The organism is Arthrobacter sp. 10L424 (assembly GCF_056395325.1).
On sequence record NZ_JBFTJH010000003.1, the window covers coordinates 735,150 to 751,844 of the forward strand.

Genomic DNA, 16,695 nt, shown 5'->3' on the forward strand with positions numbered 1-16,695 from the left:
CGGTGAGTCCCGTGCAGCGCACCCGCACGTCATGTCGCCGTCAGCCATCAGCACGCTTAGTATTGACCAGACAGGCAGGCCGCCGGGAAAGCCCCTGTGCCTGTCCGCAACCGAAAGGTACGGCCGCCATGACCCAGACGCCCCGCGGATTTGATCCCCACGATCCCACAAACGCCTTGAGCACCCAGCACCCGGGGGCAGCTGACGCCACCGCAGAGGAGGGCTACAGCCCCCAGCCTTCCGGCGCCACAGACCTGGTATCGGGGGATCCGGCTGCTGCAACGCCGGCGCGCCGCGCCGAGACTCCCTTGGAAGAGGCACCCTCCCCCGCCCCGGAGACACGCCAGGTCACCCGCGCGGGCATGGTCTGGGCCGCGGTCGCCAGCGCACTGGTAGTGCTGATCCTGCTCATCGCCTTCATCCTGCAGAACCAGGAATATGTCCAGGTGAAGTTCTTCGGCCTCCAAGGATCGGTCCCGCTCGGTATTGCGCTGTTCATCGCCGCGGTCGGTGGCGGCGTCCTTGTCGCCATCGCAGGAGCCGCCCGCATCATCCAGCTCCGGCTCGCGGCGCACCGCGCGCGCGTCAGCCGGCAGGCCGGCCAGGGCACACGCACGCGCTGACGCACCAGGACGCTAGCCTCTTCCCATGGACGCAGAACCGCTGGGGCAAACCGCGATTACCACCGCCGCTGCCGGCTGGCCCGACGTCGAGCGCCTCTTCGGCGTCCGGGGCGAGCCTTCGCGCTGCTGGTGCAGGTTCTTCGCCTTCACCGGACCGGAGTGGTCCGTATCGACCCCGGAGCAGCGGAAAGGCCAGTTGCGGGACAAGTTCGACGGCGGCGCCCCGGCACCGGGGGTGCTGGCCTTCCGCGACGGTAGTCCGGTGGGCTGGTGCGCGGTGGAGCCCCGCGGCTGCTATCCCAGGATCCTGCGCTCGAAAGTCCTGACGGCGGCGGGCCCGGAGGTGGCCCAGGATCCCGGGCGGAACAAGGTGTGGTCCGTTACTTGTTTCGTGGTTTCCCCCGGCCAGCGCCGGGCCGGTGTGGCGCGGTCGCTGCTCGCCGCCGCCGTCGGGCACGCCATCGCCCACGGCGCCGAAGTCGTGGAGGGGTATCCCGTCGATCCCGCGCAACGTCCCAAAGCCGGCCCGGCAGACCTCTATCACGGCACCCTGAACCTCTTCCTGGCGGCCGGCTTCGAGGCCGTCAGCGCGGCGGTGCCGGGACGCGCCGTCGTCCGCCTGGCGGCGCCCCGACCAGCGGCCGGCAACCCCTAAGGCAGGGTCAGGATGACCGGCCCGTCCTTGGTGATGGCCACAGTGTGCTCACTGTGGGCGGCGCGGCGGCCGTTGGACGAGCGGAGGGTCCATTCGTCGTCGTCGTGGAAGTAGTCGTCCTTGCGGCCCAGGATCAGCATGGGCTCGATCGCGATGACCAGGCCCTCGGTCAGCTTGATGCCGCGGCCCGGCCGGCCGTCGTTGGGAACGTCCGGCTCGGCGTGCATGGTCTTGCCGATCCCGTGGCCGCCGTGGTCCTCGAGGAGGCCGTAACCGGCGCGGCGTGATGCCCCGCCGATGGCGTAGCCGAGGTCACCCATCTTGTTGCCGATCCGGGCGGCCTCGATGCCGCGGGCCAGGGCAGCGTCGGTGGCGTCGACCAGGGCCTGGTCCACGGGGTCGGGCGTGCCCACGATGAAGCTGATCGCGGCGTCCCCGCACCAGCCCTCGAGGAACGCCCCGCAGTCCACGCTGAGCAGGTCGCCGTCCTGGAGCCGGTAGCCGTTGGGGATGCCGTGCACCACGGCATCGTTGACGGACGTGCAGATCACTCCGGGGAACGGTACCGAAGCCCACCGCGGCTTGTAGCCGAGGAAGGCGGGCGTGGCCCCGGCAGCCGCAATTGTCGCGGCCGCCACCTCGTCCAGTTCCTTCAGGGACACGCCGACGGCGGCGGCCTCGCGCACGCGTTCCAGCGTGTTGGCCACCACCCGGCCGGCTTCGCGCATCAGGGCAATTTCGGCTGGGGTCTTGATCATCGACATGCCTCCAACTCTAGGGCCAGCGAAAGCATGGCTAAAGTTGCCCCATGGCCAACCCTGAACTGCTGTCCGCGATCCGATCACGGCTGCGGCAGGCCGCCGATCCGGCCCGTGCGGCAGGGGCGCAGGCCTACCTCAAGTCGGAGATGCCCTCGCTGGGCGTCCGGGTTCCGGAGGTCCGGCGCATCGTCAAGGCCGCTGCCAAGGAACTGCCTCCGGGGTCCCTGCAGGAACTGCAGTCCGCCGTGCTCGAGCTGTGGCGGGGCGCAGGCTGCCGGGAGGAACGCTACGCGGCCATCGACCTCACGGGCCTGCGGCTGGCCGCCGGTGAGCTGGGCATGCTGCCGCTCTACGAGGAAATCATCCGTTCCGGCGCGTGGTGGGATCTGGTGGACGGAGTCTCGCACCGTCTCTGCGGGCTGCTGCAAACCCACCGGGAGGACATGTCCCCCACACTCATCCGCTGGAGCACGGACGCGGACTTCTGGATCCGGCGGGCGGCCATCACTGCACAGCTGGGCGCAAAATCGGCGACGGATCCCGTCCTGCTCGCCGCGGTCATCGAACCCAATCTAGCTGACCCGGAGTTTTTTATCCGGAAGGCGATCGGCTGGGCCCTGCGGGACTACGCCGCCACGGACCCTGGCTGGGTCCGGGGCTTCGCGGCGCGTCACAGCGAAGCGCTTAGCCCGCTCTCCCGCCGGGAGGCCCTGCGGAAAATCAGCTGACCTGCGGAATCTCAGATCACCGGGCGGGTGGTGACCGGCTCCTCAGACTTGCTGAAGAGCAGCTTGGTCTTGGGGTCGAGGAAGATCAGGTACAGGGCGAAGAGCAGGGCAATAATCGCGGCGGCGTTGCGGGCCAGCGCCAGTGCCAGGCCGAGATCCGCGGTCTGCAGGTAGGGGAAGACCTCCAGCTGGTCCGAGATCGCGTACACCATAAAGAACGACACGATGAAGTACAGGGCCTTAACCTGCCAGTCGTCGCGGATGCCAGTGACGGCGAAAAGCGGGATGAGCCAGACGACGTACCAGGACTGGATCATCGGGGCCAGGACGACGACGGCGGCGAACGCCAGCGTGAGCCGGCGGATCAGGCGGTCGTAATCACCGCGGAAGATCTGCCAGGCGATGATGCCGAGCGCCAGCAGCTTTCCGGCGTCGTACACCCACTTGGCGAGCCCCCAGCCGTCGAGTCCGAAGGCGTTGAAAATGGACGCGACCACCAGACCCAGCAGCCCGACCGGGGCGTACCAGATCCAGATGCTGCCCGGGGCCGACAGCCCGCTGATCCAGCCGAAACCGAAGCCGTTCACCAGGCTCATGGCGTACAGCAGGGCCACGCTGATGCCGGCGGTGAGCCCCCAGAACACGAACTTCCGCGGCCAGCTGGCGCCTTTTCCTGCCCAGAGCAGGCCGATGAAGGGCAGGAAGACGATCGTGATGGGCTTGACCGAGATGGACAGGGTTACCAGGACCAGGCCGAGGATCACACGCCGGGTGGCGCAGTAGTAAATTCCCGCAAGGGCCAAGCCGATCATGAGCGCGTCGTTGTGGACACTGGCGATGAAGTTGGTGAGGAAGAGCGGGTTGGCTGCCGTCAGCCACAGGGCGCGGTGCGGGTTTACGCCGTGTAGTTCGGCGAGCTTCGGCACGTAGATAATGCACAGCACGATTCCCACCAGGGCGGCGAGCCGGAACAGCATGATGCTGGCTTCCGGGTGCACGTTGGTGGACCAGACCACGAACTGCTCGATCCAGAGGAACAGCTGGCCGTACGGGACGGGGGCCTCGGTCCACATCTTGTCGGCCCCGAGCTGGAAGTAGTTCGACAGCGCGGAAATGCCGTTTTCGTACGGGTTGAAACCCTCCACCATCAGCCGGCCCTGCCCGATATAGGCGTAGACATCGCGGCTGAACAGCGGCACCGAGAACATCAGGGGCAGCCCCCACAGGACAACCGCCTGCAGGGTTGCCTTGCGGGCCTCGGCTCCCCAGACCCGGACGCGCTGGCCTAGCCTGAGCCAGGCGCGGACGAGCAGCATCCCGCCGACGGCCAGGAGCACAATGCACAGGCCGACGCCGAGGGCTTCGGTGCGCATCCAGATAAACAATGGAACGCGGCGGAGCTCCGAGGCCGGCGCGAGCCAGCCGACGCCGAGAGAACCGATCGCCATGAAGAGCGAGCCGACGAATCCCGCCAGAAGCGGTGAACGTGCATTGTCCACGTCAGCAACGGCTGCCGCCGGGGACGTGCCGGCAACCGTTTTCCCCGCCGCAGGCACAGGCGCCGTCATCTCAGGATCGTCCAATCTGTTGTGGGGCTCTACTGCAGCCTCAGCCGGCCGTGGGAACCGGCCAGGGGCTGGCCGCGATGACGAAAAGTTTCGCCGGCCGCGTACCCGAAATCCTAGCATCGGACCGCCCGGCGGCGACGAAACGGTAGGCTGAGCGCGTGCCTATTTCTAATGAACGCATCGTCTGGATCGACTGCGAAATGACCGGCCTGGATACCGAGAACGACGCCCTCATCGAGGTTGCCGCGCTGGTGACGGATTCGGAGCTCAATATCCTCGGTGACGGCGTCGACGTCGTCATCAAGCCCGATGACGCCGCCCTGGCGCAGATGAACGACTTTGTCCGCGACATGCACACCCGCTCGGGGCTGCTCGAGGAGCTCCCGCACGGCAAGACGATGGCGGAGGCCCAGGCCATTGTCCTGGACTACATCAAGAAGTGGGTGCCGGATCCCAAGAAGGCCCCGCTGGGCGGCAATTCGGTGGGCACGGACCGGGTCTTCCTGGTCCGTGACATGCCGGAACTCGTGGAGCACCTGCACTACCGGGTCATCGATGTGAGCACCATCAAGGAGCTCTCGCGGCGCTGGTACGCGCGGGCCTATTTCCAGTCCCCCGCCAAGCTCGGCGGCCACCGGGCCCTCGGCGACATCCAGGATTCGATCGACGAACTGCGTTACTACCGCGAGGCCGTTTTCGTCCCGGCGCCCGGACCGGACAGCGCCACCGCCCAGCGGATCGCCAGGCGGGTCATGGGCACAGTGGAGGAAGCGGCACCCGCCGAGGCTCCGTCCGGGACGCCGGCGACCTAGCCCCGGACTGATCTTCGGTTAGTAATCTGCGCCACGTTTGCGGAAATTTTTGATGAAAACCTAAGAAAGTGGCAAAAGCAGCCCCGAAGAGCAGGTAAGCTATTTGTCGTTGCCTTTTCAGCCAGCCGGATCACCGGAGGGCATGGCGGGGCACATGGTGGGCGTAGCTCAGTTGGCAGAGCGCCTGGTTGTGGTCCAGGAGGTCGCGGGTTCAACCCCCGTCGCTCACCCTCATAAAGGACGGCAGTGATTGTCCGACCTTAGACGAAGGCCGTACCGGATATCCGGTGCGGCCTTTGTTGTCTGTGCAGTTGTCCGTGCCAGGAACGCGAACGGAAGGAAACGCAATGAAGCGCAAGCTTTTTGAAGAAGACCACGAGATGTTCCGTGAGATGGCTGCCGAGTTCGACACGCGTGCCGTGGCACCGCACTACGCCCAGTGGGACGAAGACCACATGATGTCCCGGGAACTGTGGACGGCGGCCGGGGAGCAGGGCCTCCTGGGCCTGGCCGTCCCGGAGGAGTTCGGCGGCATGGGCATGGACGATTACCGCTTCCGCGCCGTGATCGACGAGGAATTCGCCAAGAGCAACCACCTGGCCGTGGGACTGGCCTTCCATCTCCACGATGACCTGGTCCTCCCCCACCTGCTGGCCTACGGCTCCGACGAGCTCAAGAGCCGGTGGCTGCCCGGCATGGTCTCCGGCGAGAAGGTCACATCGATCGCCTGGACCGAGCCGGGCGCTGGTTCGGACCTCCGCGGCATCCGCACCAAGGCCGTCCGCGACGGCGACGACTGGCTGATCAGCGGCCAGAAGACCTTCATCGGCAACGGGATCTCCGGCGACGCCTCCCTGGTCCTGGCTCGCACCGACGGCGGCACCGGCCGCGGAAACCACGATTCCTTCTCCCTGTTTATGGTCAGCAAGGGCGAGGGCTACAACACCGGCAAACAGCTGGACAAGATGGGCCTCAAGGCTTCGGACACCGCCGAACTGTTCTTCGACAACGTCCGGGTTCCGCACACGGACCTCGTCGGCGAAGTGGGCAAGGGCCTGCAGTACGCTGCCGGGCAGCTCCCCCAGGGCCGGCTCGCGATCGCGGTGGCGAGCTCCGCCGTCGTACGCGCCACCTACGAGGCGACAGTGCGCTACACGAAGGACCGCAACGCCTTCGGTGAGCGAATCATCGACTTCCAGAACAGCCGCTTCGAACTGGCCGACATCCTCACCGAGGTCGAGGTCACCGAAAGCTACGTGGACCATGCGATCCTGGCCTTCAACGCCGGCGAGCTGGACGCCGCGTCCGCCGCCCGTGCGAAGCTGTGGGCGTCCGAGCGCGCCAAATCCGTCACCGACCGCTGCCTCCAGCTGCACGGCGGGTACGGCTACATCCTGGAATACCCTGTGGCGCAGGCCTACCTGGCCGCCCGGCTGCTGACGATCTTCGGCGGCACCAACGAAATCATGCGCGACGTCATCGGCCGCACCATCGCCGACTGACCCGCCCCCCGTATACACAGCACTGCACCAGAGGAACCTTCTGACATGACCGTCCTGCCCATCACGATCTGGGGTGAGCCCGTACTCCACCGCCGGGCCGCCGAGGTTGAAGTCTTCGACGACGAACTCCGGACCCTGATCGCCGACATGTTCGAAACCAACGACGCCGCCAACGGCGTCGGTCTCGCCGCGCCGCAGGTGGGGGTGGGCAAGCGGCTGTTTGTCTACAAGTTCGACAACGACGACGGCGCCCCGCCGTCCGGCGTCGTTGTCAACCCGGTGCTGACCCTGTCCAAGGTTTCCGGCGCGCTGCCGGACCCGGATGAGGAAGAGGAGGGCTGCCTGTCCTTCCCGGGCGGGCAGTACCCGCTCAAGCGTGCGGAGTGGGCCCGGGTGCAGGGCTTCGACGGGAACGGCACCCCGGTCGAATTCGAGGCCACGGGCTGGTTCGCCCGGGTCATCCAGCACGAATACGACCACCTCGACGGCAAGCTCTACGTCAACCGGCTAATGGACCGGTATGCCCGCAAGGCCATGAAGCTGGCCAAGAAGAGCGGCTGGGGCGTCCCCGGGCTGACCTGGATGCCAGGCGTGGATCCGGACCCCTTCGGGCACTGACACTCGGCCAGGCGGCACGGGTGCGCGGACTTCCCCCCTTTGACGCCGATGCGCAGGAAACCGCCGGCGTTTTGGCGGGACGCGCCCAAGGTCGCGCCGCAAAGGTGGGGAATTTCCGCGGAGATTCCCCACCCAAGTAACCGGTTCCGAAGTGACCGGCCGGCTAGCTCCCCGGCGTCCGGTCGACGGCGGCAAGGATTGCCGCGCCCAGTTCAGCGGGCTTGGTGAACTGCGGCCAGTGGCCGGTGGGAAGGTCCACGTAATCGACGTCGCGGACGCGTCCGAGCTCCGCGACGTACGGGTGGCCGCCGGCGATCATTTCGGTGAGCATGGACGACGGGAACTCGCAGGCGATGACGGTCGCCGGGACGTCGTAGCGGCGTTCGTCGTTCAGCCGCTGCTGGTCCTGGGCCACGCCTTTGGGCTGCGGGATGGCACGGGCCCGGAACATGGCGCGCAAGTCGTCGTCGAGGTCGGTGAGGTCTTCATCCTCGAACAGCTCCCACGGCGGAAGCGGGACCGCGTCGCCGTCGTCCGGCAGTTCGTCATTGATGACGCCGCCGTCGCCGAGCGGCCCGCTGTCTACGTAGATTGCCCGCACCACCTGTCCCGGGCGGGCATCGACGGCGCCGTGAATGATGGCGCCGCCACCCGAATGGCCCACCAGCACGACGGGGTCATCAAAGGTGTCAATTGTCGCCACGACCGCGTCGATGTGGGTGCGCAGGCCGATCCCGGCCCGCGGCGCATCTGCCGATTCCAGACCGGGCAGCGTGAGCGGGTGAACCTGATGTCCGGCCGCCACCAGCGGCGGAGTCACCTCCTCCCACGATGAGGCGTCCAACCAGAATCCGGGTACGAGGATGATGTCCATGCCGGTACCCTACCTGCCCGGGCGGACTTAATGGCCCGGGACGGGCGGATGATTTCCTGGAACCCCGGGCTACCCCTCGTCCGGGCGCTCGAGCTTCGACGCGTGATCCGGAACGTACCGGAACAGCTCCCGGGGCGGGCGCGTGTAGTTCACGGCCTTGGGCCGTTCGGGCAGCGTCACCGGCTCCGTGCGCACTTCGGTGTAGTCGATGCTGGAGAGCAGGTGGGCGATCATGTTGATCCGGGCCCGCCGTTTGTCCTCCGCCTCGACCACATACCAGGGCGACTCGGCCGTGTCCGTCTGCACAAACATCTCATCCTTGGCCCGCGAATAGTCTTCCCAGCGGAGGATCGCGTCACGGTCCATCGGGGAGAGTTTCCATTGCCGCATCGGATCATTCAGCCGGGATTTGAAGCGCCGTTCCTGCTCCGTGTGGCTGATCGAGAACCAGTATTTGAAGAGCAGGATGCCGTCCTGGATCAACAGCCGCTCGAAGACCGGGCATTGGGCCATAAAGCGCTTGTGTTCAGCGGGAGTGCAGAATCCCATCACATGTTCGACGCCGGCCCGGTTGTACCAGGAGCGGTCCATCAGGACGATCTCGCCCGCCGCGGGAAGATGCGCCACATAGCGCTGGAAGTACCATTCACCCCGCTGCCGGTCCGTCGGGGCCGGCAACGCCACGGTCCTGGCTACACGCGGATTCAGGTATTCGGTGACCCGCTTGATCGCGCTGCCTTTTCCGGCGGCGTCCCGACCTTCGAAGATCACCAGCACGCGTGCGCCCGTGCTGCGGACCCACTCCTGCAGCGCGACGAGCTCGGCCTGGAGACGGTACAGCTCGGCCTCGTAGAGACCGAGGGCCAGCCGCCCGGGGCGTTCCGGCGCGTGTCCCTTGGCACCCTTTTGGCCCGCATGTGCTTTGCCGGAGCCGGCCTTGCCCGAGCCGCGCTTTGGATGTGCCATGGTTCCCGTCCCGTTCCGTGCGGCGTGGCGGGCTCTACCTGTCCCTGCTGTGTCGCGGACTTCCCTGCCGCGCCCATTCTCGCCGAGCGGCTGACAGCCCACAAGGGGGCGCCGGACCGGGACAGCGGGAACTCCGGCTCCTATGCTGGGGCCACGGAAGCCTGCCCCTGCCGCTTAGCGCGGAGTGCCGGTCAGCAGCTCGACGACCTGGTAGGGATCATGCCCGGGGACGACGTTATGCATGGTGATCTTCGCTTCCGCCGGCGTGATGTGGATCTGCCAGCCCCAGTCCGGGCCCTCCGGTGCGGGGTACGAGCCGGTCAGGCGGAGCACGCCGTCGGGTCCTACCTCCCCGGCCAGGTTCAGCCAGGTCTTGGCCGTGTGCCACGAATCCGCCCAGACCGCTTTGGCCGCAGCTGCCGTACCGCCGAGCAGCAGCACGCCGTCCTGCGGCTTGCCGTCCTCCGCCCAGGTGTAGGAGATCGTGGCGAAGTCGTGTGCGGTCACGCCTGCCGTGGCACCCCCGGGTGATCGCCGGTAGTCGTCCGTCGGCATGATCCGTAAGTCGTTGGTGCCGTTCCAGCTGCCGAAATAGGGTGCAAGGAACTCGACGATTGTCATGGTTTCAGTCATCGCTGCAGTCTAGCGGCCGGTTCCGGAATAATGGTTTGCTGTTGCGGGCAGGAGCCGAGGATACGCTTCATGGCGTCCTTCTCCGCCGGAGTGACCCACAACCGGTAGGCCGCCTTCACCGAGACCTGCCGGGCGACGTAGTGGCAGCGGAAGGCCTTGTTCGGCGGCAGCCAGGTGGCGGCGTCGGACGCGCTTTTGTCCTGGTTGGCGGGGCCGTCGACGGCGATGAGGTTCAGCGGATCGTTCGCCAGGTGCTCGCGCTGCGCAGGCGTCAGCTGCTGGGCGCCCTTTTGCCAGGCATCCCCCAGCGCCACGACGTGGTCGATCTGCACCGCTTTGCTGCTTTCGGCTCCCCTGCGAAACGTGACCTGCCGGCCGGTGTAGGGTTCCCGGAAGGTTCCGCTGGCCACCCGACAGCTGGATTCCTTGCTGAATTCGGCGCCGGCAAGGTCCCTGCGGAGGATGTCGTTGCGCGTATCGCAGCCGTTGCGGTCCACGTCGAGCCACGCCTGGCCGAAGGCGCTGCGGTCGTAGTTGTCCCGGCCCGCCCGGCCCTTGACCGGGAGCGTGTCCAGCAGTTCCGCGGCGGTGCCCGGGGGGACCGGCCGCACGGAGGGAACGGCTTCCATCCAGCCGGCCGCCAGCACGGGCGCCTCGCTGGGTCCGTCGGCGGGCGGCTCGACGGCGGCAAACTGTCCGGCGGTGAAGAACCAGCCGAGCCCCGCGACGGCGGCGAGGGCAGCGGCGGCCAGCAGGGTCCACGCCAGGCGGGACCGCCGTCGCTCTTTCCGGTATGCCGCCCACGTGAGCGTCACGCGGGCTCCGGGGCGGGGCGAAGTCTCTCCACACCCGAAGCCTAGGCCTGTCCCCCGGTGCCGTGCGGGTTGTCCACAGTGTGGAGGACGAGTGCCTTCTCAGTTCTCTTTCGTCACCCGCACGAGGTCTTCGTTGGCGAGGGCCATCAGCGATTCGAGCTGCTGGACCCGCGACTCGTCGACCTCACCGGCCGCATGCTTGGCACGGGCATCGTCGAGAAGCCGTTTGGCTTCCTTGGAGTTCTGCCGCGCAACGTCCAGGGCGTGTTCCAGGGTGGTTTCGTGCTCCACTGCCGAGTTCTGTTCCATTGCACTATTGTGGTGCCCTTTCCCGGCCGATTCCAGAGGATCGGCCGGGAAAGACAGAACAGGACAGAATTCAGGGCCGGAGCGTCAGGCCGTGACCTCGACCGGCAGGCCGGCAGCTTCCAGGGTTGCGGCTGCGTCCTTGGCGGGGAACGACGGCGGGTTCACGCCGGCCATTTCCTCCATAACGCGGACCACCTGGCAGCTGTAGCCGAACTCGTTGTCGTACCAGACGTAGAGGATGACGTTCTTGTCGTTGGAGATGGTGGCAAGACCGTCGACGATACCGGCGCGGCGTGAGCCGACGAAGTCGGTGGAGACCACCTCAGGCGAATCGATGTAGTCGATCTGCTTCCGGAGGTCCGAGTGCAGCGACATCTCCCGCAGGTAGTCGTTGACCTCGTCCTTGGTGGTGCCGTTTTCCAGGCTCAGGTTCAGGATGGCCAGGGACACGTCCGGGGTGGGGACGCGGATGGAGCTTCCCGACAGTTTGCCAAGGAGCTCCGGCAGGGCCTTGGCCACCGCCGTGGCGGCGCCCGTCTCGGTGATGACCATGTTCAGCGCGGCAGAGCGTCCGCGGCGGTCGCCCTTGTGGAAGTTGTCGATCAGGTTCTGGTCGTTGGTGAAGGAGTGGACCGTCTCCACGTGGCCGTGCACCACGCCGTAGCGGTCATTGATCGCCTTCAGGACGGGGGTGATGGCGTTGGTGGTGCAGGAGGCAGCCGAGACGATCTTGTCCGAGTCGGTGATCGCGGTGTGGTTGATGCCATGCACGATGTTCTTCAGCTCGCCCTTGCCCGGAGCGGTGAGCAGCACCCGGGAAACGCCCTTGCTCTGGAGGTGCTGCGACAGGCCCTCAGCGTCGCGCCAGCGTCCCGTGTTGTCGACGACCAGGGCGTCGTGGATGCCGTAGGCCGTGTAGTCAACCGTCGAGGGGTTGTCCGAGTAGATGACCTGGATCTGGACGCCGTTGGCGGTGATGGTGTCGTTCTCGAGGTCCACCTTGATGGTGCCTTCGAAGGAGCCGTGGACCGAGTCGCGGCGCAGCAGGCTGGCGCGCTTGGCGAGGTCGTTGTCCGAACCGCGGCGGACCACGATGGCGCGCAGGCGCAGGCCGTGCCCGCCGCCGGCCTTTTCGATCAGGAGGCGGGCCAGGAGCCGGCCGATGCGGCCAAAGCCGTAGAGAACGACGTCGGTGCTGGTGCGGTCGTCGCCGCCGCGCTTGCCCACAACGTCGGCGAGTTCTTTACGAAGGAACTCGTCCAGGGTGGCGCCGTTGCCTTCGACGCGGTACTTCTCGGTGAGGCGGGCAATGTCGATGGCTGCGGCGCCGAGCTCCAGCTTGGTCAGGGCGTCCAGCAGCGGGGCGGTTTCCTCGAGGCGCAGTTCTTCCTTGCTCATCCGGCGTGCGAAACGGTGTGCCTTGAGGATGTTCATGGTGGACTTGTTGATCAGGCTGCGGCCATGGATGGACGTGACCACGTTGTTCTCGCGGTACAGCCGGCCGATCACCGGAATCATGGCCTCGGCGAGCGCCTCCCGGCCCATCCACGTATCAAGACAAGAATCTGACGTCTGGCTCACAGAAATACCTTCCTAGAATCCACCACATACGACCTCGTATGCGGAAGTGGCGGCCGGAGGTTGTCCGGTACCTCGGCGCCGGGGATTCGGTCCACCCCGGGCGCCTGTTCGAGCAAAGAAAAACCACCGGCTGCGAACGCAGACCCGGCGGCAGAACTTCTACGTTCACCATCCATTCTACGGGCGGCCCGGCGGGGTGCGGCCCGGGGAGTGCGTGAAATGACTCACACCGGCCCCGAGGCCCCATGACGCAGGTGCCCCGTGAAGGCTGTGAGCCCGGGATCCGGTCCCCGCCCCGGCCGGCAGTTCGGCTCGCCTAGCGGGCGTCCTCGAGGATCATGTCAAAGGCCTTTTCGGCGATCATGATGGTCGGCGCCTGCGTGTTGGCACTCACCAGCCGGGGCATGATCGAGGAGTCAACGACCCGCAATCCCTCGAGGCCATGGACCTTGAGCCGCGGCGAGACTACGGCGTCATCAGTGGTTCCCATGGCGCAGGTGCCCACGGGGTGGTACGAGGTCCGGCCGTAGGAGCGCACGAATTTCACGTACTCGTCGCGGGTTTTCACCCGGCCGCCGTCGCCGATGTGTTCGGCCTTGGTGAGCGCCGTCATCGAGGACTGCTCCATGATCTGGCGGCTCTGCTGCACCCCCGCGATGGCCATCTCGAGGTCGTAGTCGTCCGCGAGGTAGTTCGGATCGATAAGGGGCGCTGCGCCCGGGTCGGAAGATATGAGACGAACCGTTCCCCGGCTCCGGGGCCGCAGGAAGTACGAGTTCAGCGTGGCACCAAACCCGGGCTTCAAGGCAGCACCGCCCGTTCCCGCCCGGGCGGCCGGCAGGAAGTGGAACTGCAGGTCTGGGGTCTTCTCCTCCTGGTTGGCGTAGCTGAAGCCGCCGGCCTCGACGAGGGTTGAAGCGAAGGGTCCTGAACGGAAGGCAAGGTACTCGACGCCGGCCATGACCGTGGCCGGCCGTACCTGGTTGAACCGGTCCAGGCTGTGGTAATCCTTGAGCTCGTAGACGATGTCCACGTCGCAGTGATCGTGCAGGTTCTTGCCGACGCCGGGCAGGGCATGGACGGTATCGATGCCGACGGCGGCGAGGTCTTCCGGGTCGCCGATGCCGGACAGCTGCAGCAGCTTGGGTGAACCGAAGGCGCCGGCCGAGATAATCACCTCGAGGTTGGCGCTGTACGTTTGCGGGCTGCCGCCTTCGATGGCGTGGATCCCGACTGCCCGGCCGTTCTTGATGATCACCTTGGATACGGTCACATTGGCGCGGATGGTGAGGTTGGGCCGATTGCGGGCGGGCTTGAGGTAGGCAACGGCCGCGCTGCACCGGCGGCCGTTCTTGGTGGTGGTCTGGTAGAAACCGACGCCGTACTGCTCGGCCCCGTTGAAATCGCTGTTGTAGGGCAGTCCGTACTCCTGGCCCGCCTGCACAAAGGCCGCCGAGAGCTTGTGGGGACGCAGGAGGTCGGAGACTCCAAGCGGGCCCTGGGTCCCGTGGTGCGGTGCCGAGAGCCGGCTGTTCGACTCCGAGCGCACAAAGTACCTCTTCACCTCGTCGGCGGACCAGCCGACGCAACCAAAATCCTTGACCCAGCCGTCGTAGTCCTCAGCCACACCACGGGTGAAGACCTGGGAGTTGATCGACCCGCCGCCGCCCAGGACGCGGCCCTGGGCCAGCGGGATGCGGCGGCCATTGCTGTGCGCCTGCGGAATGCTCGCATAGTCCCACTGGTACGGCCCGTTCTTCAGCCTCGGGAAGCCCGCGGGGATATGGATGAGGGGATGGCGGTCGGATCTGCCGGCCTCGAGCAGCAGGACGCGGACTGAGGGGTCTTCGCTGAGCCGGCCCGCCAGAACACTGCCGCCGCTCCCGCCCCCGGCAATCACATAGTCGTATGCTGCGTCATCCGGCACTCTGACTCCTCAACCATCGCCGAAACGCCGCCCCCAAGCGTTGAGTGAAGTCTGTAGTTTCGCGGTGATGTTGTCAAGCATCTGGATTTACCTGCAACGCGGCAGGTGGGCGGCACACGGCAGGGAGGACCGGGCTTCTTGGGGGGTGAATGGATGGGTTGACCGATACGCCGGGTTCTGTGTTCCCGCGCCGTTACCGGCGTGGGAGTAGCGGCCATCCATCTACGAACGCCGTTGCCGACGCCCTCCAGCAGCCTACCCGGGCACTCGGGCGGGCAGCCCTCAAACGTGCCCTGTCTGGCCTTGCTCCGGGTGGGGTTTACCTAGCCTTTCCGGTCACCCGGGAAGCTGGTGGTCTCTTACACCACCGTTTCACCCTTACCTGCCCTGCAGCCCGTGCAAGCACGCGCGGCATGCAGGCGGTCTGTTCTCTGTGGCACTGGCCTGCGGGTTACCCCGAGTGGGCGTTACCCACCACCCTGCCCTGCGGAGCCCGGACGTTCCTCGAGCCACTTGCGTGACGCGCGGCCGCCTGGTCAACCCATCCGCTGTCCATTCTACGGTCAGCGGGGACGCGTCCGGGGACACGTCCGGCGGCCGGGCCTATGATCGGGGAATGGACCAGTCCGACCTGACCCGGCGCCGGCTGCTTGAGCTGGCCGGAATCGGCCTTGGCGCCTCCGCGCTGGCGGCCTGCACTGCAGACGCCGCGCCTGATGTCACGTCCCCCGCGGCACCCGCCGGCCCGACGACGAACGCGACGCCGGCCCGCGCCGAGCCTCTGACGGTCCGGACCAGCAGCGGCTCGTTCGTCTCCGCCTACCGCCCGGGGGTCACCAGCCACTGGGCCGTGGCCGCACCGGACATGCCGCGCGGCGGCGCGCAGCCGCAACTGCCCGTGGCAGTGTTCCTGCATGGTCTCGGCGGAAGCCACAATGTACTACTGGACGGATTGGCAGCCCACGAGGCCCTCCAACGGCACCTTGATGCCGGCGGGACGCCGTTTGGTGTGGCGGCCGTGGACGGCGGGAACACCTGGTGGCATGCCCGCGCGGACGGCAGTGACACCCAGTCGATGCTGGTGAAGGAATTTGTTCCCTTTCTGGGCGGCCACGGATTCGACCTCGGCCGGGTCGGGCTCTTCGGTCTCTCCATGGGCGGCTTCGGCTCCCTGCTGCTCGCCTCCCAGGGCCGGCTGCCCGGGCTCCGGGCCGTCGCGGCCATGAGTCCGGCGGTGTGGGACAACTACGACTCGCGCATCGAGGGCGCCTTCGACGGGCCGGCCGACTTCGCGGCCAACGACGTGTTCGCGCTCCGGCCCCGGCTCGCGGCGCTGCCCAAGAGGATCGATTGCGGCACCGGGGACGACCTTGCCACCACCGTCCGTGCCTACCGCACAGGGCTCACGGGCGACGTCGAAGGCGGCTTCCAGCCCGGCGGTCACGACGACGGCTACTGGCGCTCCATCCTCCCCGAGGTGTTGTCCTTCCTCGGCAGCAACCTCACCTGATCCCACGCCGGAATCGGACCGCTAAGATTGTGCGGTGCTGATTCTGCTGCCGCCCTCTGAAGGCAAGACCCCCGCGACGGCCGGCGACGCCGTCGACTGGGCGTCCCTGAGTTTCCCCGGACTGAACGCCTACCGGGCCAAGGTGCTGGAGGGGCTCGGAACGGTCAGCGCCCACGAGGATGCCCTGGCGCTCCTGGGCGTCGGCGCATCGCTGCGGGCCGATGTCGAACGCAACACGCGGCTGCACGCCGAGCCGGCTGCGCCCGCCCACCAGGTGTACTCCGGGGTGCTGTACGACGCGCTGGGCTATGACTCACTGACGGCGGCGCAGAAGCGCAAGGCCGATGAATCCGTGCTGGTCATTTCCGCGCTCTGGGGTGCCATCCGCTTTGGCGACAGCGTTCCTGCCTACCGGCTGTCAATGGCCACCGCGCTGCCCGGCGCCGGGCGGCTGGCGTCGTTCTGGAAGCCGCAGCTCACGGAGGCCCTCGCGGCCGCCACGGCAGGCGAACTCCTGGTGGACTGCCGCTCCAGCACTTACGCCGCCGCGTGGGCTCCCCCGCCGCCGCAGACCGTTGCGGTGAACGTGTTCACTGAGGTCGGCGGCGTGCGGAAGGTGGTCAGCCACTTCGCCAAGCACACCCGGGGCGAACTCGCACGGCACCTGCTGACCCGCCGGGGCAAGGCGCCGCAGACGCCCGCCCAGCTGCGGAAGGCGGCGGCCGAAAAGTGGACCGTCGAACTGGTGGAGGGCACGGCCCGGAAGCCGCACACCCTGAACATCATCCTGCCCAACTAGCTCGCAGCAGGGGC

At 67.2% G+C, this 16,695-nt stretch carries 17 protein-coding genes, 1 tRNA gene and 1 other RNA gene; 9 read left to right on the forward strand and 10 right to left on the reverse strand.

Going from position 1 to position 16,695, the window contains the following annotated elements; genetic code table 11:
• Window positions 1-128: 128 nt before the first annotated feature.
• Complete coding sequence (locus tag AC1DC5_RS08995; RefSeq protein ID WP_441406633.1) at window positions 129-623, forward strand: LapA family protein; 495 nt, start codon at window positions 129-131, stop codon at window positions 621-623.
• Window positions 624-648: 25 nt separating this feature from the next.
• On the forward strand, window positions 649-1,278 hold the full coding sequence (locus AC1DC5_RS09000) for a GNAT family N-acetyltransferase (RefSeq protein WP_441406634.1): 630 nt from the start codon (window positions 649-651) through the stop codon (window positions 1,276-1,278).
• On the opposite strand, the gene map is transcribed toward AC1DC5_RS09000, so the two are convergent.
• Window positions 1,275-2,042, reverse strand: coding sequence for a type I methionyl aminopeptidase (map, locus tag AC1DC5_RS09005; protein ID WP_441406635.1), 768 nt, complete (start codon window positions 2,040-2,042; stop codon window positions 1,275-1,277). The genes AC1DC5_RS09000 and map overlap by 4 nt on opposite strands.
• Before the next feature lie 44 nt (window positions 2,043-2,086).
• On the opposite strand from map, the gene AC1DC5_RS09010 reads away from it, so the two are divergent.
• The gene (locus AC1DC5_RS09010; RefSeq protein WP_441406636.1) at window positions 2,087-2,767 is read left to right on the forward strand and encodes a DNA alkylation repair protein; all 681 of its coding nucleotides are present in this window, start codon (window positions 2,087-2,089) and stop codon (window positions 2,765-2,767) included.
• Window positions 2,768-2,778: 11 nt separating this feature from the next.
• On the opposite strand, the gene mptB is transcribed toward AC1DC5_RS09010, so the two are convergent.
• Window positions 2,779-4,335, reverse strand: coding sequence for a polyprenol phosphomannose-dependent alpha 1,6 mannosyltransferase MptB (gene mptB, locus AC1DC5_RS09015; protein WP_441406637.1), 1,557 nt, complete (start codon window positions 4,333-4,335; stop codon window positions 2,779-2,781).
• Window positions 4,336-4,493: 158 nt separating this feature from the next.
• On the opposite strand from mptB, the gene orn reads away from it, so the two are divergent.
• The 4 genes from orn to def all read left to right on the forward strand — a co-directional run bounded on the left by orn (window position 4,494) and on the right by def (window position 7,267).
• The gene (gene orn / locus AC1DC5_RS09020) at window positions 4,494-5,147 is read left to right on the forward strand and encodes an oligoribonuclease (RefSeq protein WP_441406638.1); all 654 of its coding nucleotides are present in this window, start codon (window positions 4,494-4,496) and stop codon (window positions 5,145-5,147) included.
• Window positions 5,148-5,304: 157 nt separating this feature from the next.
• A tRNA-His gene (locus AC1DC5_RS09025) sits at window positions 5,305-5,377 on the forward strand.
• A gap of 117 nt (window positions 5,378-5,494) precedes the next feature.
• Window positions 5,495-6,649 (forward strand): acyl-CoA dehydrogenase family protein, encoded by a 1,155-nt coding sequence (locus tag AC1DC5_RS09030; RefSeq protein WP_441406639.1) that lies wholly within the window; start codon window positions 5,495-5,497, stop codon window positions 6,647-6,649.
• Window positions 6,650-6,694: 45 nt separating this feature from the next.
• On the forward strand, window positions 6,695-7,267 hold the full coding sequence (gene def, locus AC1DC5_RS09035; protein ID WP_441406640.1) for a peptide deformylase: 573 nt from the start codon (window positions 6,695-6,697) through the stop codon (window positions 7,265-7,267).
• A 163-nt stretch (window positions 7,268-7,430) separates the two neighbouring features.
• On the opposite strand, the gene AC1DC5_RS09040 is transcribed toward def, so the two are convergent.
• The 8 genes from AC1DC5_RS09040 to rnpB all read right to left on the reverse strand — a co-directional run bounded on the left by AC1DC5_RS09040 (window position 7,431) and on the right by rnpB (window position 14,916).
• Window positions 7,431-8,141 (reverse strand): alpha/beta fold hydrolase, encoded by a 711-nt coding sequence (locus AC1DC5_RS09040; protein WP_441406641.1) that lies wholly within the window; start codon window positions 8,139-8,141, stop codon window positions 7,431-7,433.
• Between the two features lie 69 nt (window positions 8,142-8,210).
• Entirely contained in the window at window positions 8,211-9,107 is an 897-nt protein-coding gene (ppk2, locus tag AC1DC5_RS09045) for a polyphosphate kinase 2 (protein ID WP_441406642.1), read from the reverse strand.
• Window positions 9,108-9,281: 174 nt separating this feature from the next.
• On the reverse strand, window positions 9,282-9,740 hold the full coding sequence (locus tag AC1DC5_RS09050) for a DUF1579 family protein (RefSeq protein ID WP_441406643.1): 459 nt from the start codon (window positions 9,738-9,740) through the stop codon (window positions 9,282-9,284).
• Complete coding sequence (locus AC1DC5_RS09055; protein WP_441406644.1) at window positions 9,737-10,555, reverse strand: HNH endonuclease family protein; 819 nt, start codon at window positions 10,553-10,555, stop codon at window positions 9,737-9,739. The genes AC1DC5_RS09050 and AC1DC5_RS09055 overlap by 4 nt, the downstream gene beginning before the upstream one ends.
• A gap of 99 nt (window positions 10,556-10,654) precedes the next feature.
• Window positions 10,655-10,864, reverse strand: a complete 210-nt coding sequence (locus tag AC1DC5_RS09060; RefSeq protein WP_441406645.1) for a hypothetical protein — start codon at window positions 10,862-10,864, stop codon at window positions 10,655-10,657.
• Between the two features lie 84 nt (window positions 10,865-10,948).
• Window positions 10,949-12,445 carry a glyceraldehyde-3-phosphate dehydrogenase gene (locus AC1DC5_RS09065; RefSeq protein WP_441406646.1) on the reverse strand — a complete coding sequence of 499 codons (1,497 nt, stop codon included), beginning with the start codon at window positions 12,443-12,445 and terminating at the stop codon, window positions 10,949-10,951.
• 316 nt (window positions 12,446-12,761) lie between these two features.
• A complete protein-coding gene (locus AC1DC5_RS09070; protein WP_476864894.1) occupies window positions 12,762-14,372 on the reverse strand; it encodes a GMC family oxidoreductase in 1,611 nt (536 codons plus the stop codon).
• Between the two features lie 150 nt (window positions 14,373-14,522).
• An RNA gene (gene rnpB, locus AC1DC5_RS09075) (RNase P RNA component class A) lies at window positions 14,523-14,916 on the reverse strand.
• A gap of 72 nt (window positions 14,917-14,988) precedes the next feature.
• Here rnpB and AC1DC5_RS09080 point away from each other — a divergent pair.
• Together AC1DC5_RS09080 and AC1DC5_RS09085 are read left to right on the forward strand one after the other, a co-directional pair.
• Window positions 14,989-15,882, forward strand: coding sequence for an alpha/beta hydrolase (locus AC1DC5_RS09080; RefSeq protein ID WP_476864895.1), 894 nt, complete (start codon window positions 14,989-14,991; stop codon window positions 15,880-15,882).
• A gap of 34 nt (window positions 15,883-15,916) precedes the next feature.
• Window positions 15,917-16,681, forward strand: a complete 765-nt coding sequence (locus tag AC1DC5_RS09085; protein ID WP_476864896.1) for a YaaA family protein — start codon at window positions 15,917-15,919, stop codon at window positions 16,679-16,681.
• Window positions 16,682-16,695 lie beyond the last annotated feature (14 nt).